24 protein-coding genes are annotated in these 24,126 nt (G+C 54.8%); 15 read left to right on the forward strand and 9 right to left on the reverse strand.

The genetic code is table 11. From position 1 onward, the window contains the following. Positions 1 to 31: 31 nt before the first annotated feature. The 8 genes from IPQ00_06695 (at position 32) to IPQ00_06730 (ending at position 8,846) form a co-directional block, all read left to right on the forward strand. Positions 32 to 409 carry a hypothetical protein gene (locus tag IPQ00_06695; GenBank protein ID MBL0240246.1) on the forward strand — a complete coding sequence of 126 codons (378 nt, stop codon included), beginning with the start codon at positions 32 to 34 and terminating at the stop codon, positions 407 to 409. Positions 410 to 565: 156 nt separating this feature from the next. After that, a complete protein-coding gene (locus IPQ00_06700) occupies positions 566 to 1,003 on the forward strand; it encodes a FixH family protein (GenBank protein ID MBL0240247.1) in 438 nt (145 codons plus the stop codon). 15 nt (positions 1,004 to 1,018) lie between these two features. Then, complete coding sequence (locus tag IPQ00_06705) at positions 1,019 to 4,141, forward strand: efflux RND transporter permease subunit (GenBank protein MBL0240248.1); 3,123 nt, start codon at positions 1,019 to 1,021, stop codon at positions 4,139 to 4,141. Next, complete coding sequence (locus IPQ00_06710) at positions 4,138 to 4,494, forward strand: cupredoxin domain-containing protein (GenBank protein MBL0240249.1); 357 nt, start codon at positions 4,138 to 4,140, stop codon at positions 4,492 to 4,494. The genes IPQ00_06705 and IPQ00_06710 overlap by 4 nt, the downstream gene beginning before the upstream one ends. A gap of 4 nt (positions 4,495 to 4,498) precedes the next feature. Further along, complete coding sequence (locus IPQ00_06715) at positions 4,499 to 5,857, forward strand: TolC family protein (protein ID MBL0240250.1); 1,359 nt, start codon at positions 4,499 to 4,501, stop codon at positions 5,855 to 5,857. After that, positions 5,854 to 7,368: an efflux RND transporter periplasmic adaptor subunit gene (locus IPQ00_06720; protein ID MBL0240251.1), complete on the forward strand. Its 1,515-nt coding sequence runs from the start codon at positions 5,854 to 5,856 to the stop codon at positions 7,366 to 7,368. The genes IPQ00_06715 and IPQ00_06720 overlap by 4 nt, the downstream gene beginning before the upstream one ends. A 42-nt stretch (positions 7,369 to 7,410) precedes the next feature. Next, positions 7,411 to 8,298: a DMT family transporter gene (locus IPQ00_06725; protein MBL0240252.1), complete on the forward strand. Its 888-nt coding sequence runs from the start codon at positions 7,411 to 7,413 to the stop codon at positions 8,296 to 8,298. A 68-nt stretch (positions 8,299 to 8,366) separates the two neighbouring features. After that, entirely contained in the window at positions 8,367 to 8,846 is a 480-nt protein-coding gene (locus tag IPQ00_06730) for a MogA/MoaB family molybdenum cofactor biosynthesis protein (protein ID MBL0240253.1), read from the forward strand. 78 nt (positions 8,847 to 8,924) lie between these two features. Here the strand turns inward: IPQ00_06730 and IPQ00_06735 are convergent, their stop codons facing one another. The 7 genes from IPQ00_06735 to IPQ00_06765 all read right to left on the reverse strand — a co-directional run bounded on the left by IPQ00_06735 (position 8,925) and on the right by IPQ00_06765 (position 17,144). Further along, positions 8,925 to 9,413, reverse strand: a complete 489-nt coding sequence (locus IPQ00_06735) for a hypothetical protein (GenBank protein ID MBL0240254.1) — start codon at positions 9,411 to 9,413, stop codon at positions 8,925 to 8,927. Between the two features lie 26 nt (positions 9,414 to 9,439). Continuing rightward, complete coding sequence (locus IPQ00_06740) at positions 9,440 to 11,020, reverse strand: peptidase S10 (GenBank protein MBL0240255.1); 1,581 nt, start codon at positions 11,018 to 11,020, stop codon at positions 9,440 to 9,442. Between the two features lie 336 nt (positions 11,021 to 11,356). Further along, entirely contained in the window at positions 11,357 to 12,556 is a 1,200-nt protein-coding gene (locus IPQ00_06745) for an amidohydrolase family protein (protein MBL0240256.1), read from the reverse strand. 42 nt (positions 12,557 to 12,598) lie between these two features. Then, complete coding sequence (locus IPQ00_06750) at positions 12,599 to 13,921, reverse strand: amidohydrolase family protein (protein ID MBL0240257.1); 1,323 nt, start codon at positions 13,919 to 13,921, stop codon at positions 12,599 to 12,601. A gap of 93 nt (positions 13,922 to 14,014) precedes the next feature. Beyond that, positions 14,015 to 15,772 (reverse strand): HAMP domain-containing protein, encoded by a 1,758-nt coding sequence (locus IPQ00_06755; protein ID MBL0240258.1) that lies wholly within the window; start codon positions 15,770 to 15,772, stop codon positions 14,015 to 14,017. Positions 15,773 to 15,822: 50 nt separating this feature from the next. Continuing rightward, the gene (locus IPQ00_06760) at positions 15,823 to 16,494 is read right to left on the reverse strand and encodes a hypothetical protein (GenBank protein MBL0240259.1); all 672 of its coding nucleotides are present in this window, start codon (positions 16,492 to 16,494) and stop codon (positions 15,823 to 15,825) included. Beyond that, entirely contained in the window at positions 16,455 to 17,144 is a 690-nt protein-coding gene (locus IPQ00_06765; protein MBL0240260.1) for a hypothetical protein, read from the reverse strand. The genes IPQ00_06760 and IPQ00_06765 overlap by 40 nt, the downstream gene beginning before the upstream one ends. A gap of 348 nt (positions 17,145 to 17,492) precedes the next feature. Here IPQ00_06765 and IPQ00_06770 point away from each other — a divergent pair, with 348 nt between their 5' ends. From IPQ00_06770 to IPQ00_06780, 3 genes are all read left to right on the forward strand, one after another. Continuing rightward, positions 17,493 to 17,708 carry a hypothetical protein gene (locus IPQ00_06770; GenBank protein ID MBL0240261.1) on the forward strand — a complete coding sequence of 72 codons (216 nt, stop codon included), beginning with the start codon at positions 17,493 to 17,495 and terminating at the stop codon, positions 17,706 to 17,708. Positions 17,709 to 17,909: 201 nt separating this feature from the next. Beyond that, positions 17,910 to 18,671 (forward strand): SDR family oxidoreductase, encoded by a 762-nt coding sequence (locus IPQ00_06775; protein MBL0240262.1) that lies wholly within the window; start codon positions 17,910 to 17,912, stop codon positions 18,669 to 18,671. Positions 18,672 to 18,700: 29 nt separating this feature from the next. Continuing rightward, the gene (locus IPQ00_06780) at positions 18,701 to 19,477 is read left to right on the forward strand and encodes a 3',5'-cyclic-nucleotide phosphodiesterase (protein ID MBL0240263.1); all 777 of its coding nucleotides are present in this window, start codon (positions 18,701 to 18,703) and stop codon (positions 19,475 to 19,477) included. Here the strand turns inward: IPQ00_06780 and IPQ00_06785 are convergent. Then, on the reverse strand, positions 19,468 to 19,713 hold the full coding sequence (locus IPQ00_06785) for a hypothetical protein (GenBank protein ID MBL0240264.1): 246 nt from the start codon (positions 19,711 to 19,713) through the stop codon (positions 19,468 to 19,470). The two genes, IPQ00_06780 and IPQ00_06785, sit on opposite strands and share 10 nt — an antisense overlap. Positions 19,714 to 19,721: 8 nt before the next feature. Then, a complete protein-coding gene (locus tag IPQ00_06790) occupies positions 19,722 to 19,889 on the reverse strand; it encodes a hypothetical protein (GenBank protein ID MBL0240265.1) in 168 nt (55 codons plus the stop codon). A 143-nt stretch (positions 19,890 to 20,032) separates the two neighbouring features. Between IPQ00_06790 and IPQ00_06795 the strand changes: the two genes are divergently transcribed. The 4 genes from IPQ00_06795 to IPQ00_06810 all read left to right on the forward strand — a co-directional run bounded on the left by IPQ00_06795 (position 20,033) and on the right by IPQ00_06810 (position 23,835). Further along, the gene (locus IPQ00_06795; protein ID MBL0240266.1) at positions 20,033 to 20,980 is read left to right on the forward strand and encodes a hypothetical protein; all 948 of its coding nucleotides are present in this window, start codon (positions 20,033 to 20,035) and stop codon (positions 20,978 to 20,980) included. A gap of 310 nt (positions 20,981 to 21,290) precedes the next feature. After that, positions 21,291 to 22,268: an SLBB domain-containing protein gene (locus IPQ00_06800; GenBank protein MBL0240267.1), complete on the forward strand. Its 978-nt coding sequence runs from the start codon at positions 21,291 to 21,293 to the stop codon at positions 22,266 to 22,268. A gap of 75 nt (positions 22,269 to 22,343) precedes the next feature. Next, the gene (locus IPQ00_06805; GenBank protein MBL0240268.1) at positions 22,344 to 22,544 is read left to right on the forward strand and encodes a hypothetical protein; all 201 of its coding nucleotides are present in this window, start codon (positions 22,344 to 22,346) and stop codon (positions 22,542 to 22,544) included. Between the two features lie 22 nt (positions 22,545 to 22,566). Further along, positions 22,567 to 23,835, forward strand: a complete 1,269-nt coding sequence (locus IPQ00_06810; GenBank protein ID MBL0240269.1) for a matrixin family metalloprotease — start codon at positions 22,567 to 22,569, stop codon at positions 23,833 to 23,835. The last annotated feature ends 291 nt before the right edge of the window (positions 23,836 to 24,126 follow it).

Consider the following 24,126-nt stretch of genomic DNA (forward strand, 5'->3'; position numbering starts at 1 on the left):
TGGCTGGGGCGAATATAGTTGGTGGGTGAGGATGAAGAGGTGGTTTGCATCATTTTTGGTTATTTTCGCTCTGGCGGGCGGGGTGCTTTCGGGCATGCCGATGCACGAGGAGAAGGCCGGGATGATGAATTGCTGCCCTAAGGCAAAGCATCGCGACAGTTCGACCAAGGTGACGATGGCGAGGTTGTGTTGTGCACTTAACTGCACGGACCCGGCACCGGTTTCGTCTGCGTTTTCGGTCAATCTTGCAGTCGGTTCGATCAATGTCACGGACTCGATCCGCAGGCAGATCGCCGAGATGTTTGCGGCCGGCGGCAGGGAATTGCCGGCTTCGTCCAACTATGAGACGCGGGCTTTTGCTCCGTCCTCAAGCCCCAGATACCTCCAACACCATTCCTTTAGAATCTAGTTTCTGATGGCGAAGTGCGCCTATTTTTGCGGGCAGACGTCCGCCGGGTGAGCACTTTGCCATAATACACAAGCCGCGCCTTTGGTGCGTCCAGCGGACGTGCGCATTGGCGGGCTTTTTGTTGCGTTTTAAGATCAAACTACGGAGAAAAACACTATGAAGAGAACAATTATATTTACGGCGATGCTTATCCTGGCGGCATTCGCAGCGGCGTGTGGCTCGGGTGCAAAACCGACTGCGGAAAACCCCGTCAAGGGCCAGGTGATCAAGAGCGGGCCGATCGGCACGGGGATGACGGTGACGCTGTCGAGCGAGAGCGGCAAGCTTAAGAACGGCCAGCAAGACCTCAATATGGCGTTTACCGACGCGGACGGCAAGGCGGTGGATGTCGGGGCCGCGTCATTGAACTTTCATATGCCGGAGATGGGCTCGATGGCCGCGATGAACGAGGCGGCGACGCTCACGACAACCGGCACGCCGGGCGTTTACAGCGGCAAGGTCCGGATCAGTATGCTCGGCGACTGGCAGGCTCAGATCGCTTTTGAAGGGCCGGCCGGAAAGGGCAAGACGATGATCCCACTCGTGGCCGAATAGTTCGCCTGAGGCATTATGATCAACCGCATCATCGAATGGTCTTTGAAAAACCGCGTGCTCGTGCTCGCGTTGTTTCTGGGCGCAGGCGTTTGGGGGTATTGGGCACTGATCCATACCCCGATCGACGCGATCCCCGACCTTTCGGACAACCAGGTCATCGTATTTACCGACTGGGCGGGACGCTCGCCGCAGGAGGTCGAAGATCAGGTGACGTATCCGCTGGTCACAAGCCTGCAGGGAATGCCGGGCGTGCGGGTCGTGCGGGCGAGTTCGGCGTTTAGCTTTTCGATGATCAACGTCATTTTTGAGGACAACGTCGAACTCTACTGGGCCCGGACCCGCGTGCTCGAGCGGCTTAATCTGGTCGCCAAGCAACTTCCGGATGGTGTCGTGCCGACACTCGGGCCGGACGCGACCGGCGTCGGGCAGGTTTTCTGGTACACGCTCGAGAGTGACACGGTCGGCCTGCGTGACCTGCGGACCGTGCAGGATTGGTTTGTGCGATATCAGCTCAATTCGGTGCCCGGCGTCGCGGAGGTCGCGTCCGTCGGCGGCTATGTACAGCAATATCAGGTCGATGTGGACCCAAATAAACTGCGCGGGCTCAACATACCGATCTCGACCGTGATCGAGGCCGTTCAGCGATCTAATAACAACGTCGGCGGCAACGTCGTAGAGCAAGCGGGGCAATGGACCGTCGTTCGCGGGATCGGTCTGATCGAATCCACCGCCGATGTCGAAAACGTCGTTATCGGCTCGGCAAACGGCACGCCGATCTATGTCAAAAATGTCGCGGAGGTCAAGATCGGCGACGCATTTCGCACGGGTGCCCTCGATAAGGACGGCAAGGAGGCGGTCGGCGGTGTCGTGATCGCCCGCTATGGCGTAAATACGCTCGACGTGATCGACGGCATCAAGAAAAAGCTCGAGGAACTCAAGGTCGGTCTGCCGAAAGACGTCAGGATCGTACCGTTTTATGACCGAACAGGCCTCATCAAGCGGGCGACCGGTACGCTTGAGACCGCCCTGATCGAGGAACTGATACTTGTCACGCTGGCACATATCCTGTTTCTCGCCCATTTTCGCTCGATCCTGATCGTGACGATCCCGCTGCCGCTATCGGTGCTTTTGTCGTTCCTGTTTATGCATTTTATGGGCATCAGTTCTAATCTGATGTCGCTCTCGGGGATCGCGATCGCGATCGGCGTGCTGGTCGATGCCGGCATTGTCGTGACCGAAAACGCGTTTCGGTTCCTGGAGAAGAACAAGGTCGACCCGAAGGATCGAAAAGCCGTTTGGGACACCGTGCTTGAGTCGACAAAGCTGGTCGGGCGGCCCGTTTTCTTTTCGATGGCGATCATCATTTTGGCGTTCATACCGGTCTTTGCACTCGAGGGGCAAGAGGGCAAGCTGTTTCATCCGCTGGCGTTTACCAAGACATTTGCGATGGTCGGAGCGACGATAATCGCGGTTTCGCTCGTGCCCGTGCTCTGCACATTTCTGCTCGGCGGCAAATTTCACTCGGAGCAATCCAATCCGGTGATGCGGTTTCTGCACGCGATCTACAAGCCGTCGCTGCTTTTCGCGCTAAAGCACCGCTTATTGACCGTGGCGACCGCGTTTGTACTTTTTCTGGGTGCGGTCCTGATGGCGACGAGCATCGGCAATGAATTTATGCCGCAGCTCAATGAGGGCGATCTGATGTATATGCCGGTGACCGATCCGGCGATCTCGATCGACGAAGCTCTCAAAATTATGAGCAAACAGGATCGGATCCTGAAAACGATACCCGAGGTTGAACTGGCAGTCGGCAAAGCAGGCCGAGCCGAAAGCTCGACCGATCCGGCACCGGTCAATATGAATGAGACGATCATTCACCTCAAACCGCAGTCAGAGTGGCGGCCCGGCCTGACCCGCGAAAAGTTGATCTCGGAGATGGATCATGCACTGAGAATGCCGGGCGTGACCAATATCTGGACACAGCCGATCATCAACCGCATCGAGATGCTATCGACCGGCATCAGATCCGAGGTCGGCATTAAAATATTTGGCAATGACCTCAACAAACTCGAAGACCTTTCGCGAAAGGTCGCCGATGTCGCTCGGACCGTGCCCGGCGGTGCCGACGTCTATCCCGAACAGATCGGCGGAGCACCGTATATCGACATCAAGATCGACCGCCAGGCCGCCGCTCGCTACGGCGTCGACGTGATGACGATCCAGCAAGTCATCGAGACCGGCATCGGCGAGACGAACCTCGCTGTCACCATCGAGGGGCGAAGGCGATTTCCGGTGCGTGTGCGGTATGCTCCGGAGTTTCGCAAGGATGGTGATGCGATCGGCCGGATCCCGGTCATCACCTCGAACGGCAACGCCATCCCGCTCAACCAACTCGCCAGCGTACAGACCGTGTTGGGCCCGAATATGATCTCAAGCGAGAACGGACTTTTGCGCGGCACGGTGCTGCTCAATGTTCGGGGCCGAGACGTCGGCAGTTTTGTGGATGAAGCTAAAAAGGCCATCTCGGATCAGGTGCAGTTGCCCGAAGGGTACTACATCAACTGGAGCGGCCAATACGAGAATCAACAGCGTGCTCGTTCGCGGTTGTTGTTGGTCGTGCCGATGGTGCTGATCGTGATATTTGGGCTGCTGTATCTGACGTACAATTCGGTGATCGAGGCCGCGCACGTGCTGATGGCGGTACCGTTTGCATTGACGGGCGGCGTTTACCTCTTGTGGGCACTCGATTACAACTTTTCGGTCGCGGTCTGGGTCGGCTTTATCGCACTTTTTGGCACGGCGGTGCAAACGGGCGTTGTGATGGTCATCTATCTCAATGAGTCGGTCGAGGCCAAGCAAAGGGAACTCGGCAAACTGACAAAGGCTGATCTGATGCAGGCGGTGATCGAGGGAGCACTGCTGAGGCTTCGGCCGAAAGTGATGACGGTTTCGACGGTCGTTGCCGGTCTGCTGCCGATAATGTGGAGCACGAGTGCCGGTGCGGAAGTGATGAAGCCGCTTGCGACGCCTGTCTTGGGCGGAATGGTGTCGAGCCTCCTGCACGTGTTGGTCGTGACACCGGTCATCTTTTATTGGATCCACGAAAGAAAATTGAAAAAGGAACACGAGGAGTTATGAAAAATATCTATTTGAGATCAGCGTTGGTGGTGTTTAGCCTGGCGGTGCTTGCGTCGGCGGCGAATGCCCAGTCGAAAATTAGACCGCGGTCACAGTCGGCACGTATCGAAATCACCGAAACGGGCTATTCGCCGGCAAGCGTGCCACTTCGCCGCGGTGTGCCGGCACGATTGACGTTTATAAGGCTAACCGAAAAGACCTGCGGCACCGAAATCGTGATTCCGGACCACGGCATCAATCAACCGCTGCCTTTGAATCAGGCGGTCGTTGTCCGATTTAGGCCAAAGCGGACCGGAACGATCGGGTTTACGTGCGGGATGAATATGATGCGGGGCAAATTGATCGTGCGGTAAACAGATGTCCAACTCGAATCACAGATGGATCCGTTTGCTGATGGTATTGCTGGTCATTGCCGTCGGGGCGGAGTGCGCGTGGACACAGGCTTCGCCGCCTGCCTCACGTCCGGTGGTCACCGCCACAAGGTATCTCGATCAGGCAAATGGAATGACGGCGGATGAGGCAGTTCGGGCGGCACTCGACAGCAACGGCGACCTTGCCGCACTTCGAAACGAGCGGGACGCCGCGAGAGCGTTGATCAGACAAGCCCGACTGCGTGCCAATCCGAGCGTTGATATCAGCGGTACTCGTCAGATCAAGGGAATGGATAACAGCCTGATGGTCGAGGGTATGCTGCCGCTTGAGCTTGGCGGTCGACGGTCCGCACGAGTAAAGGTCGCCGAGCGTGAACTCGAGATCCGCGAAAAGGCCGTCGAGGAACGCGAACGTATGCTGGCGGCGGACGTCAGGATAAAATTTGGCGAGTCGCTTGCGGCGGCGTTCAAACTGGGCCTTGCGGACGAGATACTGGCGACCGCCATCGAAGGGCTACAACTCGTACACGCACGCGTCGCCGAGGGCAAGACCGCTCCTCTCGCAGAAAATATGACGTTGGTCGAGGTCAATCGACTGCGTTCGACACGCGAAACGGAAGCGGGTCGAGCCGAAATATCTCTGCTCGAACTCCGTAATCTACTTGGACTCAAGCCGGAAGAGCCGCTTCGGATCCGCGGTGATTTTAACAATATGATCGACGCATTGCCGCCGATCGCGGATGTGACCGCAGTGGCTCTGCTGACGCGACCTGACCTTGCGGCAATGCGTTCGATCGAGGAACTTTCGACTGCAAAGATCGAGCTCGCCAAGGCGGACGGACGAATCGACGCTAGCCTTAAGACCGGCTATCAGCGAATGCGGTCGGGCTTTCCGCTGAACGGATTCACGAACGCGGGCGATCTGATGCCGATCGAAGATCTGATGCATTTTTTCACCTTTGGCGTCACGCTCGAACTGCCAGTACGAAACCGCAATCAAGGCATGATCGAGGCCGCCGCCGCCGACCGTGAGGCCGCTCGAAATCGGCGTGAGTTTGGCGAACTGGTTATCCGGCGCGAGATCGCGGTGGGATATGCAAGATTTGAAAGCACAGCGAAGGCAATGGCGATATTTCGAGCGGGCGTACGCGAGCAGGCGAATGCAAACCTCGATGTTATACGGCAAACGTACGAACTCGGGTCACGTGATCTGGTCGCTTATCTCGTAGAGCAGCGACGCTACATCGAGATCGAGAATGAATTCATCGATCTGCAAATGGCGACATATCTGGCCCGCGTTGAGATATTGCGGGCGGCAAATTCGGCAGAACTGATAAAAAAATGAATGACGAGAAAATAGACCGGATCGAAACACAGGGGATCACGGCCGAGAAGCCGTCGAACCATAAACCGCTGGTCATAGGTGGAGCGTTTCTTGCACTGCTTATATTGCTCGGTGCTGGCTATCTATTTTGGCCCGGGGCCGGCGGCCAGGCGGTGCCGACGCCGAAAACCGTAACTTTCGGTGGTAGCGATCCGGAAACCTCAATGCCTGCGGGCGAGCAAACGCTCACGATTCCGGCGGAACAGGTCGAGCGGGCGGGCATCAAGATCGATTCAGTGGGCGAGACAATGTCGGCCGAAGCCCAGAGCGTCGCCGCGACCGGCGTTGTGCAAGCGAACGGTTATCGCGAAACGCCTGTCATCTCACTGCTAGGCGGCGTCGTGCGGCGGGTCAACGTCGAATTGGGGCAAAGCGTGTCAAAGGGCCAGACGGTCGCTGTCGTTTTCAGTGACGAACTCGCCGCCGCACAGTCGCGGTATATTGCTCTGGCGACCGAGGTTGCCACCTCGAAACAAGCTTACGATCGTGCGGCAAAGCTCGCCGAACTCAATCCGGTAAGCCGGGCAGAACTTGATATGGCGGCCGCCAAACTAAAGATCGCCGAAGCCGAGCTGAGCGAAAACTTGCGGCGACACGAACGAACACAAAAGCTCTTGGCGATCGGGGCAGCGAGCCGCGAAGAGTTTGAACAGGCGACGACAAAGATGAAAACTGCGGAGGCCGAGGTGACGCAGGCCCGCGAAAATCATAAACGGGCGATCGAGGTCGCGAGGCTCAATCCGATCGGACGCAGTGAATTTGAACTGGCGGCGGTCAAAATGCGAAACGCCGAGGTGGAGCGGGCGACGGCCGGCGAAAAGCTTGTCCTGCTCGGGCTCTCAAGAGCCCGCGTCAGCGCCCTCCGGTCACCGTCGCAGATATCGTCGGAGATCGCTCTGACCGCACCGGTTTCCGGTACGGTCACGGAGCGCAATATCAACCCCGGTGTGATCGTTGAGCCTAACAAAGACCTGCTCAAGGTGACTGACCTTTCGTCGGTCTGGGTCATTGCTCAGGTCTATGAGAATGATCTTGCGAAACTCCGGCAGGGCAGCGGAGCAAGTGTCACCAGCGACGCGTATCCGGGCCGTGTATTTCGCGGCAGCGTGGCGTATATCGATCCGAATATCGATCCTCAAACCCGCACCGTGCAAGTTCGGGTCGAGCTCGACAATCCCGACCGGATGCTCAAGATCGGGATGTACGTCAATGCATCGTTTGCGTCGATGGGCAATGCGGAATCGACCGCTCCCGTTATCCCTGCATCTGCCGTGCAAATGATCGGCAATCGCCAAATGGTCTTTGCCGCGACGAGTGAGGCGAACGTTTTCGCTCTTCGATTCGTTCGGCTCGGCAGCGAATCCGGCGGCCGCTTTGTCGTACTCGAAGGCCTAAAGGTCGGCGACCGGATCGTCACCGAAGGCAGCTTTCTGCTGCGGGCCGAATGGCTGAAACTGCATCCCGGAAACTAGTTCGGAGTTGCGGCTTTTGTCCAAAAAATCTAACCTCATAGTTTGGCGGAAAATACCCAAATTCTGACGCCCGGCGTGCGCTCGATGTTTTTGTCGACGATCTCGTTCTTTATGGCGAATGCTTTCGTCAAGCAAGTCGCTCATATTCCGGCGATGGAGACAGTCTTTTTTCGGTGCATCGTGGCGACGGCGTTCTGCGTCTGGGGGTTAAAGCGTGCGAAGGCGAACCTGCTCGGGACTAATCACCTGATGCTGGTACTTCGCGGAGTTTTTGGCACGACGGCACTCTATTTCTTTTTTGTCACACTGCAGCAAATGCCGATCGCCTCGGCGCAGACGATACAATACCTTTCACCGATATTCACCGCGACGATCGCGATATTTGTGCTGAAAGAGAGTGTGCGGCCGACGCAATGGTTCTTTTACGCGATTGCGTTTTCGGGCGTGTTGCTGATCGAGCAGTTTGACTCGCGGATCGAGCTTAAGTATCTGATCTTTGGCATAATCTCAGCATTTTGCTCGGGCGTTGCGTATAATCTGGTGCGGAGTCTTCGCGGCAAAGAGCATCCGTTGACGGTCGTGCTGCATTTCCAACTGATCGGTGCGATCGTTGGAGCTATAAGTCTGTTTTTTGTATGGGAAATGCCGACTGGATGGGATTGGCTGTTTTTGTTTCTGATCGGAGTATTTTCGCAGCTTGGGCAGGTATTCCTGACCGACGCCCTGCAACGCGAACGCATCGCCGGCGTGGCGATCGTTAATTACACCGGTCTCGTTTATGCACTCGCGATCGGTTGGATCGTATTCGGCGAAACGCACGGATTGATGGTTTTGGCCGGAATGGTGCTGGTAGTTTTCGGCGTTCTCTTGAGTGTTGTGTACGGCCGTCGGCAGAGCAGACTCGATGAAATCGAAGCGACAGCGGGGTAGGAGCTTCACCACAGAGAACACAGAGGGCACAGAGATCAAGCGAAATGCTGAGGCTAACGGCAAATTATATGACTTCGATAAATGCAGCGGTTGTGACGGTTAGTGATACGCGGACGGGTGATGATGATCTATCCGGTGACAGGCTTGTTGAATTACTCAAGGCGGCCGGGGCGGAGATCTTTGAGCGTGTGATCGTAAAGGATGAACCCGAACAATTGCGGGAGACATTGGTCGCCCTGGCTGATGGCGGCGATGTTAATCTGATCATCACGACCGGCGGCACCGGATTCGCACCGAGAGACAACACGCCGGAGGCGACACTCGCGGTGATCCAGCGTGAGGCACCCGGAATGGCCGAGGCGATGCGGCGAGAAAGTGCGTCAAAGCATCCGATGGCGATGTTGTCCCGCGGCGTGTGCGGTATTCGCGGAAAGGCTCTGATCGTGAATCTGCCGGGATCGCCAAAGGGCGTAGCGGAATGTTTCGAAGTGATCCGCCCGGTGCTCGTACACGCGATCGATCTGATCGCGGGCGAAGCACGACATTAGCCGCAAACAAGTTCGGACGAGCACGTGAATAATGCACTCGTCACTTAGCGCCTGCTCGCGACTAGAAATAGCTCAACACTATTCGCCGCAGAGAAAGGGAACTTTGGCCGTCGTTAGCGATGCGGTTTTCTGACCCGTGAGTTTGGCTGTGATCTTGACGTCGCTACACAACGGGCCGTAAACAAATACCGGCACTATGTACAGGCCGTCATCATTCGGGATCCCGATCTGGACATTTCGGCTCGCAACCACTTTTCTCCCTGCGGTAACTACGACATTTGCCATTCGTCCGGCTTCAAACGAACCCTTTTCACCCTGAACAAATACCCAAACAAATAGTGAGGTGTCGAGGTCGTTAAAGAAGCTTTTCGGTTCGGCGTCATCCGGAATGACGTCATCTAACTTGCCGGTCGTTGAACTATAGCTCATAACCTTGAGCGTTGCGATCCTATAATCCGGTGTCTTCGAAACGGGGGCCTTCGGCTTCGCCCTTTGGGCGAAAACAGCCGAAATGCCAATACCTAATACAACTGCGGCGATCGCCGCGTAGCGAATAATTGATTTCATATGTTTGATCATCGATCCGGCCCAATTCATTTATTAGAGGGCTTTTTATTCCAAAATGAAGCTGGAGGGTTGCCGTAAGATTTCGGTATAGATCTGTGTGTCGAGCTATTGATAAATGCCGTGGCATCGGCGGTTAGCTTGGCCAGCGACTTTTTCTCGATGTACATCATATGTCCCGCTTCGTAATAGGCAAATGAAATATTTGTTCGAAGCGTCGGGTCGAGATTCATCGCTGATACGGTATATTCGGCAGCATAAAATGGCGTCGCCATATCGTAGTAACCCTGAGCCATAAATATCTTCATATACGGGTTCTTGGCCATCGCGTCCTTCATACGGATGCTGGTGTCGGCGTATCCATTGGCGACATTCCAATTCCACGGGCTCGAAACGCCGCCTCCGAGAATGTAGTACTCGGTGTCGGTCTTAAATCCGAGTTCGCCGCGGACGTATGCGTTAAATGCGGCGGTGTACGGCGGGCGGATCGCGTTCATACTCGGGTCTGAGTCCGGCGATTCGCCGGCAGCATCGCGGTCGATGCCCTTAAATCGGCTGTCGAGTCGCCCGGTGGTGCGGCGTTCGCTGCGAAGCAATTCCTTTTGAAATCTGTCAAGATCGACGCGGAAATTTGCGCGTTCGATAAAGTCGCGACTGAGGCCGGTAAGGGAGCTGAATTTGTCGGCAAGCTCGCCGCGTTCCGCGTCCGGGAGCGTGTCGATCCGCATCATTGCGGGCATAAACTCGTTAGCGGCAAACTGCCTCGATTCTTGGGTTACCTGCTCGATCGATCTGGCCTGCATCGTCGCCGACAGGCGCTTGTGATACCAGGCGGTCGCGGTGTACGAGGGCAACATCAGGACGAGCGGAAGATCGTTATTTTCAGCAAACCTGAGTGTCTGAAAATTCATAACCGTCGAGATCAAAAGAATGCCGTTGAGTGCGATCCCTTTATCAAAAAGATAATTGGAAAGTCCCGAGGCTCGCGTCGTGCCGTATGATTCGCCGACCAGGAATAGCGGCGACAACCAACGTTCGCTGCGAACCAAATAGAGACGGATAAATTCGCCGATCGAAGCAATATCACCTTCGACGCCGAAATACTTACTTGCCAGTTCAGGCTTGACCGCACGCGAGTAGCCCGTGCCGACCGGATCGATAAAGACCAGGTCGGTCTCTGTCAGCCACGTCTGCTGATTGTCTTCTAATTCGTAAGGCGGCGGCGGCAACATTCCGCTGTCGAGCATCTTGACGCGACGCGGGCCGAGAGCCCCGAGATGCAGCCAGACGCTGGCCGAACCGGGCCCGCCATTGAATGAAAACATCAGCGGCCGCCGCTCGGGCGCGTTGTCGAGCGTGTACGCCATATAGAAAATGCGTGCCTCGGTGTCACCGGAGACGGCATTTTTGAGCGGCATAAATCCGGTGGTAACGGTGTAATTAAGCTGCTTGGCTCCGATGCGGACCGAGTGTCTGGTGACGGTCGGAGCTTCTTCCGCGACGGGCTGTTTGACGGCCTGCGGCGTTTCCTGCGGCTTGGCTGTGACGGCTGCAGCGGACGGCGTCGCTTGAAAAAAGAGTAAGAACGGCAAAATCAATGTCGCGATCATAATTCAGTTTTACTCGTTGATATCGTTGTCTGAAACTCGAAACGAGATTAGCACACGTTTGCGTCCAAAACGATAGCAGACACCGAAGATCGCCGCCTATCGAATCTACGACTTAACGCCCGACACGATCAGATCGATCTCGAACCGATACTTAGGATGGCCGGCATTGCCCTTACTCTGGGCTATTAACGTTGTCCCCGTTGGGGACGCGACCAAATGCTGAAACCCGCACGGTAGGAAGTGCTGTGTTCAAGCCGTCGTTCCGTTCGATCGCGTCAGAAACACCCTTACTACCGTGCGGGTTTCTGCCAATGACATCGGCAATGACCGAGCGGGCTACCGCTTGGTGGTGCTGCGGAGTTGGCCGTTTATGATCGTGCCGACGCAGTGCGTCGTCCACTCGAGCGGGTCGCCGTCGTAGAGAGCGATGTCGGCATCCTTGCCCACTGCGAGCGATCCGATGCGTTTGTCGAGCCCGAGCAGTTTGGCGGCGTCGATCGTGATCAGAGCGAGAGCGTCGGACCGCGAAAGTCCGTTTTGGGCCGCCATTCCGGCTTCGTATAGTACAACGCGCGTCTTCGGCACATAGCCCTCATAACCACTCTGCAGAGCGACCGGAATGCCGGCGGCCTTGAGCTTGGCGGCAGTCTCCATCGACATGCCCTCGGTGTCGCCACCCGCCCGTGCCATCGTCGGATGGACTATGACGCTGACGCCCGCGGCCTTAATGTCCGACATTACAAGTTGAGCGTCGGCAGCACCGTCGAGGATGATGCGGACGCCGAACTCCTTGGCGATGCGAAGGGCACTGATGATGTCCTGAGCCTTATTCGCGTTGATCAGCAGCGGCACTTCGCCCTTGATGACCGATGCCATTGCGACCGAACGGACGTCACGCGGAGCGTCGGGCTTTTTGGCAGCTTCCTGAGCCTTGATCAATTCTGCACGAAGCATTGCGATGGCCTTAGCTCGCGTTCCGGGCGATTTACCCGCACCGGCGAGTCCGCTGGTGCCGAGCGTTACGACGATGGTCGCCGTCGGGACGATCACGGCTTCATCGACCGTGTTGCCCCAGGTTTTGGCGATCATCGTCTGGCCGGGCATAAGTGCCGATGGCTGATGGCCCGTATGAATGGTCGTGACGCCAAACTCGCGGACCCATTCGATGAGCCTTTCGTTAGGATTATAGGCGTCGGTCGCACGCAATTCGGGTTGGATCGGGCCGCTACCGTCCAGAGCCATCTGATCGTGGGGTTGATTGAGATATCCATTGAGCCCGATGACCGTGTGAGCGTCGATCAAGCCCGGGGTGACGACCTTGGCGGTAATTATGCGGTAATTCGCCGGTATCGTGACGGAGTCGGCTGACCCGACGGCCTCGATCTTGCCGTTATTGATCAGCACTACGCCATTGGTTATCGGTTCGCCGGCCATAGTCCAGACCGTTTCTCCCTTGACGGCGATCTGGGCGGCGGCAGCGACCGCGAGAATTAACCACAGAGTGCACAGAGAGCACAGAGTGAGGAGATATTTCATTACATTTACACTTCTACTTTTTACGTTTAGTTTGAAATTCATTTAATTCTCACCTCCAATATCTCCGTCGAAGCAATCGGTGTGCATTGTACGATCGGTCGTGGCTCCATTGCCGCCGACCTGGATGAGATAATCGGCCGGATCCGATCGGTCAAAGACCTTTTTGCCCTCGACCCAAGTCTCAAGAACGTGCGAGTAGATGCTCAGAGGGTCACCCGAAAGCACTATGAAATCTGCATCTTTGCCCTTTTCGAGCGAACCGATGCGTTTGTCTAGGTCGAGCATTATCGCGTTTGCCATCGTCAGAGCATAGAGTGCCTTTTCACGCGACATTCCGGCACGAACGGCCATCCCGGCCGAGCGCAGGAACCAACGCGAATCGGTGATGCCGTCGTCGGTGTGAAAACCGGTCAGCACACCCGCTTTTTCGAGGGCCGCAGCATTGATAGCGTAAACATCCATCGTCTCGAGTTTACCGCCGGGCGAATCGATGAAGATTATTGACGCCGGAACCTTTGCTTTGGCGATCTCGTCGGCGACCTTCCACGCCTCGGACACGTGCTGAAGAACGAGGCGGAAGCCAAATTCCTTTTGCAGACGGATAGCCGTCATAATGTCGTCCGCACGGTGCGTGTGAAAGTGGACCATCCGTTTGCCGTCCAGTGCCTCGACGAGGGCCTCCATCGCAAGGTCGCGTGCGGGCAGTTTGGTGGCGTCGGTGCCGGCTTTTTTTATCTTATCGCGGTAATCCTGAGCCTTGATGAACTGGTCGCGGACAAGCGCCGCGGATTTTGCCCGTGTGCCGGGAAAAGTGCCGCCGCCGGGACGGATCGGATTGGTTCCGTTGGCAAACTTGATGCCGCCCATAATCTTGCCCGCGGCGTCGTAGATCAAAATATCGTCGACCTTAACAGCGTCGTCACGGAGCTTGATGTAGAGCGTCTGACCACTGTCGAGGTGACCTGAACCGGGCATTACATTGACGGTCGTTAGGCCGCCACTCTGAGCCCTTTGTAGGCTCGATGAGCGAACATTGAGGCCGTCAAGCAGCCTGACGTCGGGCTGGATCGGACTCGAGCCATCGGCTCCGGAGCCCTCGCCCACGTGGCTGTGTGAATCGACAAGGCCCGGCATAATGACCTTACCCTTAGCGTCCACGATGATCGCGTCAGGCGGTAACTTGACCGTCGCGGCATCACCGACAGCGACGATCTTGCCGTTTTGGACGAGCAAGACGCCTTGTTCGATCGGTTCGCCGACGATCGGGATGATCTTCGCGTTTATATACGCGATCGGTCTTTGCTGAGCATCGGCGGCAACGGCAAACAGGCCGACGGCGATGATGCTGAGAAATAGCTTCTTCATTTAACGATCCCCTTTTTATTTGAAATTAGAGCGGTTTGTATTGATAAGGTGCAATTTATTTACGGCACTGTCAACATTTGTACCGTGAAAAAGCTAGATTTCGCCAGAGATTGGAATGCTAACGGTAAATATCGTTCCGGTCGGGGAGTTTTGGGCGACCTCGATGCTACCGCCGTGGGCAGTGATGATGCCGTAGCAGACGGCGAGGCCGAGGCCCGTGCCTTTTCCGGCGGGCTTTGTGGTATAAAACGGGTCGAAAATATGCTCGGCGGTATCGGCATCAATGCCTTTGCCCGTATCGGCGATCGAGATGACGACGTCGGCGCTATTTGCGTAGACGCGGACGGCGAGATCGCCTCCATTGGGCATCGCATCGCGGGAATTTAAGACCAGATTGAGTGCGACCTGCTGGATCTGGTCCGCATCGGCGTGGATCACCGGCAAACTTTCGCCTAAATCGGCGTGGACGACGAGTTTTTTGAACGAATCGTCAAAACTCGCAAGCCGCAATGCGGCGGCAACCACCTTACCGACGTCAACCGCCGAACGTGCCGCAGGACGAGCGCGTGCAAAATTGGTCAGGTCGCCCGTGACCTGCGAGATCCGCTTGACCTGAGCGGCGATCAGATCGAGTTTTTCGCGGGCATCGCCGGGCAGATCACCCTTTGCCTGCAGCATCTGGATGAGTGACGAGATGGAAGCAAGCGGATTGTTCACCTCGTGCGCGACGCCCGCGGAGAGCGTTCCCATCGATGCGAGCTTTTCCGTGCGGATCAAATGGGCATTTAGATGCTGGAGTTGGTCGATGTCAGCCGCCATCTTGCGGCTCATTTCATTGAAGGAATCCGCAAGCAATCCGATCTCGTCATTTGTCGGCCGCATATCGACCTCGGTGCCGTAACTGCCCTTGGCCACCTCGACCGCCGCGAGTGTGATCCGCTGAAGCGGCCGCGAGATCGTCCGTAGGATCAAGAGCACGAGCAACAGATTAGGCACCAGAGCCGAGATCACGCTGAAGACCAAGTAACGCCGCCACGCCTCGTAATCCATCCCGTTCCGAAACGCCCACCAAGCGATCGGTATCTGGAAAAGCAAAAAGCTGATGATCGCGACCGATGCAATGATCAATGCTACTTTGTATGTGATCGGAAAGAGGCGAAATTGCGTCAACGCGGACTGTAGCGAGAATAGTCTGAAATTTAGGATCGCGTAAGCGTAGATCACTACACCGGGCAATACAAAAAGTGCACTTAGCGGCAGAAGGCCGTAGTAACCAAAGTAGGGAAGAATGATGTTGGCGACGGTCTTGAGTACGCCCGTGATGGCGAGGCCCCAAATGATCGCCCCGACCTGCTGTCCGGCCTGCGTGCCGCGGTATCGACGGTATTTGCCAAACAGTACCGCCGCTCCGTAAAAATAGACAACATAGACATAAATGACAAAGGCATACGCGAGCGGCGAAAGATCGATGACAAAACGGCCGTCTTCAAATCCGGCCCGATGCCAGAGCAACCCAAAAGCCGCCGCAGGTACGAGAAATAACGACGGTGCGAACAAAACAGCGGCACGCTGCCGCGGCGTACGAGCATTCTCAGGAAAGACCCAAGCGAACACCACCATCGCAAATTGCATCAACAGTGCGATGACAAAACTTGCCGCAACCCACCAGCCCGACGCTTGATCGACGGGATAAAAATTCCAAAAGATCAGGTCCTTTGTGATCCAACAGGCGAGAAAGGCGATGAATGCGGCAAATGTCTGGTGAGCTCGGTTTCGCGGATTTGCCACGAATACATAAAACCCCAGCGTGACGAGCAGAAAAAGCGCAAATAGGTGGAGCAGCACCAGCATTGGCTAGATAGTAAATCGTCGGAGAACGAATGCAAAATCCAGCCCGTCAACTAGCGGAAGAATGCGCCGAAGACCAGCGAGCAGATGGCCAACGTCACTCCGAACGCGAGCGGGAGAAAATGGCGGGTGTCGATCATATCGCCCTTTCGGACGGCATAGTACGGCAGGGCGAAGGCCGGCAACGCGATCGATCCGACAATACCGCCGAGTACTGCACCGAAAAACGCCCCGATGATAAAGATGAATACTCCGCCCATCGCACCGGCGGCGATGCCCCATAGTGCACCGATCAGCAGCAGTAGCATAAATCGTATATGGCCAGGACGCGAAGCGATCTTATCGACCGATCGGCCGACAACCTTCCCGAATAAATATCCCGCGACAGTTGTCGTGATCGTCGTCAGCGTTGTCAGCGTATATACGATCCATTCTGTATATCCCGAGGAGGCGAGTGCGAATGCGATGAACATCGACGCCGGAACGAGCAGGCCGATCATCAGTCCGAAGTACGCAAAAGCGTCCTCGGGCGTTAACGGCCGACGCATCGCCACAACCTCGGCCTCGACGGCCAATGTCGGATAGAGTTTGTTTCGCCGGTCAGTCTCGGCGTTGGCGGCGATCAGGGCGGCGAGACGGCGCTCAGTTTGGGCGGTGTCGCCCGTATTGTCCAAAAGGGCCGTTTTCAGTTTGCTATCGAGTGGTGTTGTGGTCCCGTGCTCCATAATTCACCTGTTGGGTCAGATCTGAACCCGGTCGAATCATATTCCGCGGCGATGCCGTAGGAAAGCCTAAGTCTTTCGGCAAGTTCGCGATCGCCCACTTCGTCGGCAGTTTTCATTGAAAGCTGCAAAATTTGGCTAAGCGAGTCACCGTTAGTCGAGATATTTGAGATCAATTGCAAAAACTCGCGTCTCGACTGCTCGCGGTGCCGGTCAAGCCTGGCCGTATTTTTACGGTTGAGGCAGGCACTCGCAAGCGTAACATCATTGTGATCCGTCGCCTCAAAGATCTCGGCGATGCCATTGCCGGCGGTACGCGAATCTGAGCGAGCAAGTCCGGTGTAGCGCATAAATGTATCGCGAAACTCAAAAACCCTTGGCGAACCCTGCTCGGAATGAATGATGGCCTCAAACTTCGAGCGGATCAACGCTAACCTCTGTTCACCCGCATCGGGCAGTTCCAAAAGCAATTCTGAGGAATGAACGAGCAAACGGTATAGCATCCGAACTGCCGCGACGGGCCACAGAATAAAACGGAGAAAAACGCCGAATGCGACGAACACAAATGAGCGGTCGGTAGGTCTTTGGAGGTACTCGACACCAAATGGTGCCCCGCAGGCGAGATAAATAACCAATGTTTCGGATAGGTTCATTCACTTAAAAGTATGGCAAATTGCGTTCCACACACAGATGTGTTGACAAATGATGTTACAAAAGTATTAAATTTCAACTAAATCAATCATTTACGAAAGTTTTTGGAACAACCTTTTATTCGTCGGCGTATTCCAATCGTTGGCAAATCGCAAAAATCGATCGGAAATTTTCGCATTGTGCAAAAAATTCCGAGAAACCGAATGGTTTTTAGTCCATTAGGCAAAAACGATCGAAACCATCGTCAATAGTTGTGGCATCAAATTTGCCACTGAATTATTAGCGAAGCGAAATGCGAAACCATACATTGGGTAAAACCGCACGATAACCTAACAAGGAGGAGACACGAAATGAACGGCAAATCAAAGATAAAGATCGTAAAGAAGGCATCAGTTGCAGCGGCTGAACCGAAGATAGCAGGAGCAAAGGCCGCACGAATCGCGGCACGCGAAATGGTGTCAAATGTGACGGATTGGGTTACGGAATTCAAATCGCGCAAGAGCGAAGAGACCAAGGCTGCCCTCGAACACTTGTTCGCGGCACAGGCCCAGTCGAACGAAATATAAACAGACCAATGACGCGAAAGCGCCGCCTTCACTGCTATCAATAGCGACAATTTACATAGGTTTTACTTACAGTCGACGAGGTCGGCTGTTTTCTTTTGCGCGTTTGCCGACCGGTTCCGATGCTATTCGATTTGCGGCGGTGTGAGAGTCGCTGTTATTCTACGGAGACAGATCAAATAGTAGCAGATTAAAAATATATATATGCAGGGAAAAGTTGCGGTAGTGACCGGAGCAAGCAGCGGTATCGGAAAGGCAACGGCTAGTCTGTTGGCAAAGAACGGAGCGACGGTCGTGGCCGTCGGCCGAAATGAAAAGGAACTGCTGGCCCTGAGCGAAGGGCTCAAGGCAAAAAAGGGCAGTGTCAAGATACACCTCGCGGACGTGAATGAGTTTTCGCAGATTGAACGAATGGTGTCGGAGACGGTGCAGAATTTCGGTCAGATCGACATACTCGTAAATTCGGCCGGTGTGATCAAAACCGGAAGTATCGAAAATACAACGATGGACGATTGGGACAAAATGATGAATCTCAACGTCCGCTCCGTGTTTAATCTTATTCAGAAATGCCTGCCGCATCTCGAGGCGACAAAGGGAAATATTGTCAACGTATCGAGTGTCGCCGGTACGCGCTCCTTTCCGGGTATTTTGGCTTACTGCGTATCAAAGGCGGCGATCGACCAATTGACACGCTGCACCGCCCTCGAACTGGCTCCAAAGGGCGTTCGGGTCAATGCGGTAAATCCGGGCGTCGTAATTACCAACCTCCACCTGCGGGGCGGGATGGATGAGGAAAGCTATAAGGCATTTCTGGCTCACGCTAAGGAAACGCATCCGATCGGCCGCCCCGGCAAGCCCGAGGAAGTTGCTGAGTTGATCGCATTTCTGGCTTCGGACAAGGCCGGTTGGATCACCGGTGCGACGTATGAGATCGACGGCGGCCGCGGACAAACCTGTGCCCGTTGACGACTAATATTCAATTTCGGATTTGATCAATGAAGATCCAATCGTTGCCAAGCACATTTGAAGCGGACGGTACTGCCGCCAAGCGGCAGCATTCATCGTGTCTCGTGATCGACGACCGGGTGGCCATCGATGCCGGATGCCTCGCGTATGCCTGCAGCGATCTTCAGCGTTCGCAAATTCGCGATGTAGTCATTTCCCACGTTCACTTAGATCATATCGCCGGTTTGCCGCCATTCATTGACGATCTGTACTCAACATTGACGGAACCCGTCCGCATACACGCATCGAGTGAGATGATCGCCGCCCTCGAGGAACACGTCTTCAATTGGACGATATACCCGCGGTTCTCCGAATTGACCAATAAATACGGACCGGTGATGGCGTACGTGCCGTTTGAGAATGGAGTCGGGTTTGACACTGCACACCTGTCGATAATGCCGATCGCGGTAAATCACATACCGGAAAGTATGGGATTTATCGTTTCCGACGGAACTGTTTCGATCGGCATCACGGGCGATACGGCGCAGACTGATGATGTTTGGGCAAAGCTCTCAGTCGAGGACTCACTAGCCGCAGTATTTGTCGAGTGTGCGTTTCCGGATGAGTTAGTTGATCTGGCAGGCGTTTCGCATCATTTGACGCCGTCGGGCCTCGCACGGGAACTTACGAAATTCAAGCGTCGCGGCGTGCCGATCTATGTGGTCAATATCAAACCGATGTTTCACGAACAGGTGGTCAGCGAACTGAATGCCCTCGGTATCGACGATGTGATCGTTGCTGAGCCTCGACGCATTTATCAATTCTGAGGCTCGTTCGCCTTATCCCGCAAAAAGTTGATCGCTTCGAATGCTCCCTCGCGATGTTCGCCAAGGAAATTTTCGAGAATAACGCGGCCATTCGGCATAACGCTCTCGATACGGAAAGTGCGTTCCTCACGTAATTTCCCCGGCATTATCTCGGCACGAAATGTGACGAGCATTCCCTGGCGGGCCCACACGTTCGTGGACTTATTTTGCTGCTTGCGTCTATTAAAAAAGCTCATTGTGATCGTTAATCTTCCGTTTCAACGGGGCGCTTGTATTTAACTTTTCGTTCGGCGGGATGGATCTTGATCTCCGGTTTTTCTTTTCCGAGTTTCTGTGACGGTGGGGCAACCGGCTTTCTGATCGAGTCAAAGACCGCGGTTTCGCTTTTTTTCTTTTTTTCCCGTTTTGCCATTACGTGATTATAGCAAAATGCATCGGGCCCGAATTCCCACACCTGCAGAAATAGCGTTATTGCTTCGGAATTGACAATATTTAACAAAGAATTCACTATTAGAGGACGTAAATTGTCGGTCAAACGGTCCTATCGGTGCGGTTTTGAAAGGGAATAAGCCTATCTCGAAAATTCGACAAAGTGGTGCGGTTGAAATGTCGCCGACGCGTCGCCCGATGTGGCTGCCGGCTTCGAACTACTATGCTTTGACGATGGCCGTGGTGATCGCATTCTTCTTTCTGGTATGGGGAATTCTGCACGACGGCGGCGATGAAACGCCCTGGATATCGGCCGGGATCGGAGCAAGTGCGGTGCTGTTCGGTGCGGTCATTCTCAGAGAATGGGTGATGAGGCGAGCCCGAAACCGTTACGTCACTGCTCAGCGAAATTTTGACCGAGAACTCAGAGAAGTTTATTCGCGACTCGGCAACGATCGAGATTCAGAAAAACTAACGCTTGGCCAGAACGAAGCGATCCTTTCCGATATTGCCAAAAAATCGAGTGCTGCCAGAACGCTTGGTAAATTTTCGGCCACGCATCGCGAAGTATTTGAGTTGTGCGGCGACTATCTGGCCCGAAACAAACGCGAACTCTCGTTGATCGGTACGGGTTCGCCTCGGCTTGTACCGCTGCGTAAAAGCCGCGACAGAGTTCGCGAATTTCATCGTTATCACGTCCTGCAATGGGCGGAGATAGAGGCGAGGGAATTGACGCAGGACGCGAAAAGCCGTGCCAAGTTTTCGGAAAAGGTTGAATCCGCTCAGGCGGCGATGAACGTGATCGACTCGGCGATGAGCTTTTACCCGGCGGAACCTGCGTTGATCGAGTCGCGCGAAGTCATCGTTGAACTGGTCGCTTCGATCAAAGTGGCCCACTGGGTCGAACGCGCTGAGCGTGCGGCTTTCAAAGGCGATTATAAAGAAGCCCGCAGTCATTACCGCGACGCTTTGTTCTATCTGGGCCGCGATAATATCAGTAACGAAGACCGCGACATCGCGGCAGATCATATAAATACGGCGATCGAACGACTCCGACAGCTTGAGCAAGATTGAAGTCACGCTCGAAAGACCGTAAGATGGTCTCCTGAGTAGTTGACGATAAATACTACAATCCGATTAAAAGATGATTTCCCAACGATGCCCCAAATGTCATAGCGATCGGATCAGGCGCGGATACCGTCCCACGCCGTTCCTGTCAAAATGCATCTTTCGTTACAACCTTTTGTGCGACGGCTGTAACTGGGAGTTTTTCGGCTTTGCCGTGCCCGGTACGGTCAGCGCACGCCCGACGAGAAAGAAGCCAACAAAACGCACAACCCCACAGCGTGACTAAAGTCTAGTACCATTTAACACTGAGTCGCGAATGAGATCCCGAGTCAATCTGAAGCATTTGAGCCGGATAATCGCCGTTGTCGGCTTGGGGCTGACCTTTGCATCAATGGCCACCGTCTCGCGGGCACAATTGTCGCCGACGCCGACGCCGACGCCTGAACTGGTCCATTACGGCGATCTGATCGACCTCGACGTCGAAGGCGGTTTCGAATTTGACTGGCGGGGGCGACTAAATCCCGAAGGATTTCTTGACGGACTAAATACATACGGTGATCCGGTTTACGGACTCTGCCGGAGCGAGTCGGACATAGCGGCCGACGTGGTAAAAGTATATAAGCGTTTGCTGCGTGATCCGGTGGTGATCGTACGCGTGATCGATCGGTCGAATCGAGCGGTCGCCACTATCGATGGAGCGATTAAATTGCCGCAGCGATTTCAGATGCGGCGCCCCGCAAGGCTTTTAGAGCTGATCGTGCTGGCCGGTGGAATTACTGACGACGCCGGTGGTGAGATACGTTTATTTCGCCCGCCAAATCTAAGCTGTGTCGGGTCGAAGGCACCTACGGGCAACGCGGGTGTGGTCGAGGTCATCACAATTGCAGATCTTTTAAGTGGAAAATCGGCAGCCAATCCGATCGTTAACAGTGGTGATCTGATCACGGTGCTTGGCACGACTCCGATCTACGTGATCGGCGGTGTCAATAATCCGCGAAACATCGGTGCCCGGACAATAATGACCGTGACGAGGGCGATCGCCGCCGCCGGCGGACTGGCGAAAGAAGCTGACACGCAAAACATCGTCATATTTCGGCGCGACGGTGGCGAAACGCGTTCGATCGACGTCGATATCGACAAGATCGCGGCGGGAACATCGCCTGATATCGAATTGCGGCCACTCGATATTGTGGAAGTCGGCCAAAAAGGGAGCGGAAAGCGCAGTTATCCGCCCGTTCTGACAGGAACACAGACGAAGGCTCTGCTGACCCTGCCGCTCAGGATCGTCGAATAGCCAAAAGCTTGTAAATTCAACTATACTTACGATTTTGGTTGTCAACGGAGTGTGACAATCATATACTTAAGCGTTATGGCAAAAAAAGAACAAAAAATCAGCCGGCGAAAGTTGGCTCTTCTTTGGGCAGTATTGGTCGGCATTGTGGTCGGCGTGCTCATCTATTTTGAGCAGATCTCAGTGCTCTATGTACTCGCGACGTTTTCACTTACTGCTCTATTGCTTGTTGTGGCCTTTGCGGATCTCGAAAACATAGGTTTCGATCAGGGCGAATAGTTTTCGGGCCACGATCTTAAGGATGGCTATCTTTCGCAAATATCTTGTAATCGGCTTTGCCGTACTCGTAGTCGCCCAGACTGCGTTCGGCGAACCGTTGGGAACGATACCGCAAAAGAAATTACGTTGGAACACGGAAACGATCCGGATCGCGATCTCGCGGTCACTCGTCTCGGCTGCCAATATCAACGGTGCCGACGCCCTTGACGCCGTGGAACGCGGTATTCGGGTGTGGGAAAGCCGTTCGGGCATCAAGTTTGACATCGTGCTGACCGACGGAGAGAGCTCAAGTGGGCCGGGTTTTGCGGGTGATGGTGTGAATCTGATCACTGTTGCTCCGAATGCCGAAAATATGCTTATTTTCGGCCGGAATGACCTTGATGCTGCTGCGAAAACACGCATATTTTACAACCGAAAAGGTTCTATCACCGAAGCCGACATCGTACTCAATCCGACACAACAGTTCTCGACCGATGGAACGTACGGGGCATTTGACCTCGAATCGACCGTCACACACGAGGTCGGCCATCTGCTCGGCCTGCGCCATTCTAACGTCGTTGGGTCGATAATGTACCCCACGACGGCAAGGAACGGTTCGCTCGGCATCCCCGGCATTTTGGTTAGAGAGATCGCTGAGGTTGACGCGGCGAATCTGCGTGAACTGTATTCGCAAGCGGACAGCAGCACCTGCTGCGGTACGGTCAGCGGCAGGCTGTCGGCGACGCCGAAGGGCGTGCCAGGGACTGAAATATGGGCGGAGGCCGGGGACGGGCGGGTCGTTGCTGAAACGACAGCCGTGCCGGACGGCACGTTCAAACTGGGCGGGATCGACGCGGAAACTGTCTCGATATTTGCACGGCCGTCAGGGCGAACGACCGAGTACTCGATCAACTCGATCGGCGAGATCAAATTCGGTACGGTCGAAGCATCCATCTCCAAACGGACCAAGCGCCAGAATCGCGGATTTTCGATCGTTGCACTCGGGCTGAACGGATTGCTCAGCGATTCTGCCCTGAGAATGACGCCGGGGCAAACGTACAATGTGATTATGGGTGGATATAAGCTCAAGGCAGACGGCCTGAATGTTTTTGCCACTTCGCCGTACTTTTCCATAGACCGCTCGACCATTCGCGATCTGGAATATGGCGATGGGATCACGGCGATCAGCTTTGATATCACCGTCAATGAGGCCGCTCCGATGGGAAACTATTCGATCTTTGCTGCTGACCGAACAGGAGCGATCGATGCTCTTGTAGGCGCAATGACGGTCACTGCCGGGAATGGGCGATAGAGCAGAGTTATTCGGTACATTTTTTACGAGGCGTCAGGTACAGATTGTTTGCTTTTTGATATTGATTGTGCATAATCAGGGTTGTTCACCCCCCAAAAGGTGAACATGTTACACGCTGTGAGGACGTGTAGCGCGAGGGCGACGGTGTGGGAGACGTCGCCCTCTTCTATTTCGACCGATCAGGCGTTTCACCGCTTGACCTCTTAGTATAACGGCGTAGAATCATACATTGGTTCAGCCTAGTAGGTGACAGAAGGGTTTCACTTGATCAATTGGTGATTATAAACTCTA

Source organism: Chloracidobacterium sp. (genome assembly GCA_016720705.1).
GTDB lineage: Bacteria > Acidobacteriota > Blastocatellia > Pyrinomonadales > Pyrinomonadaceae > OLB17.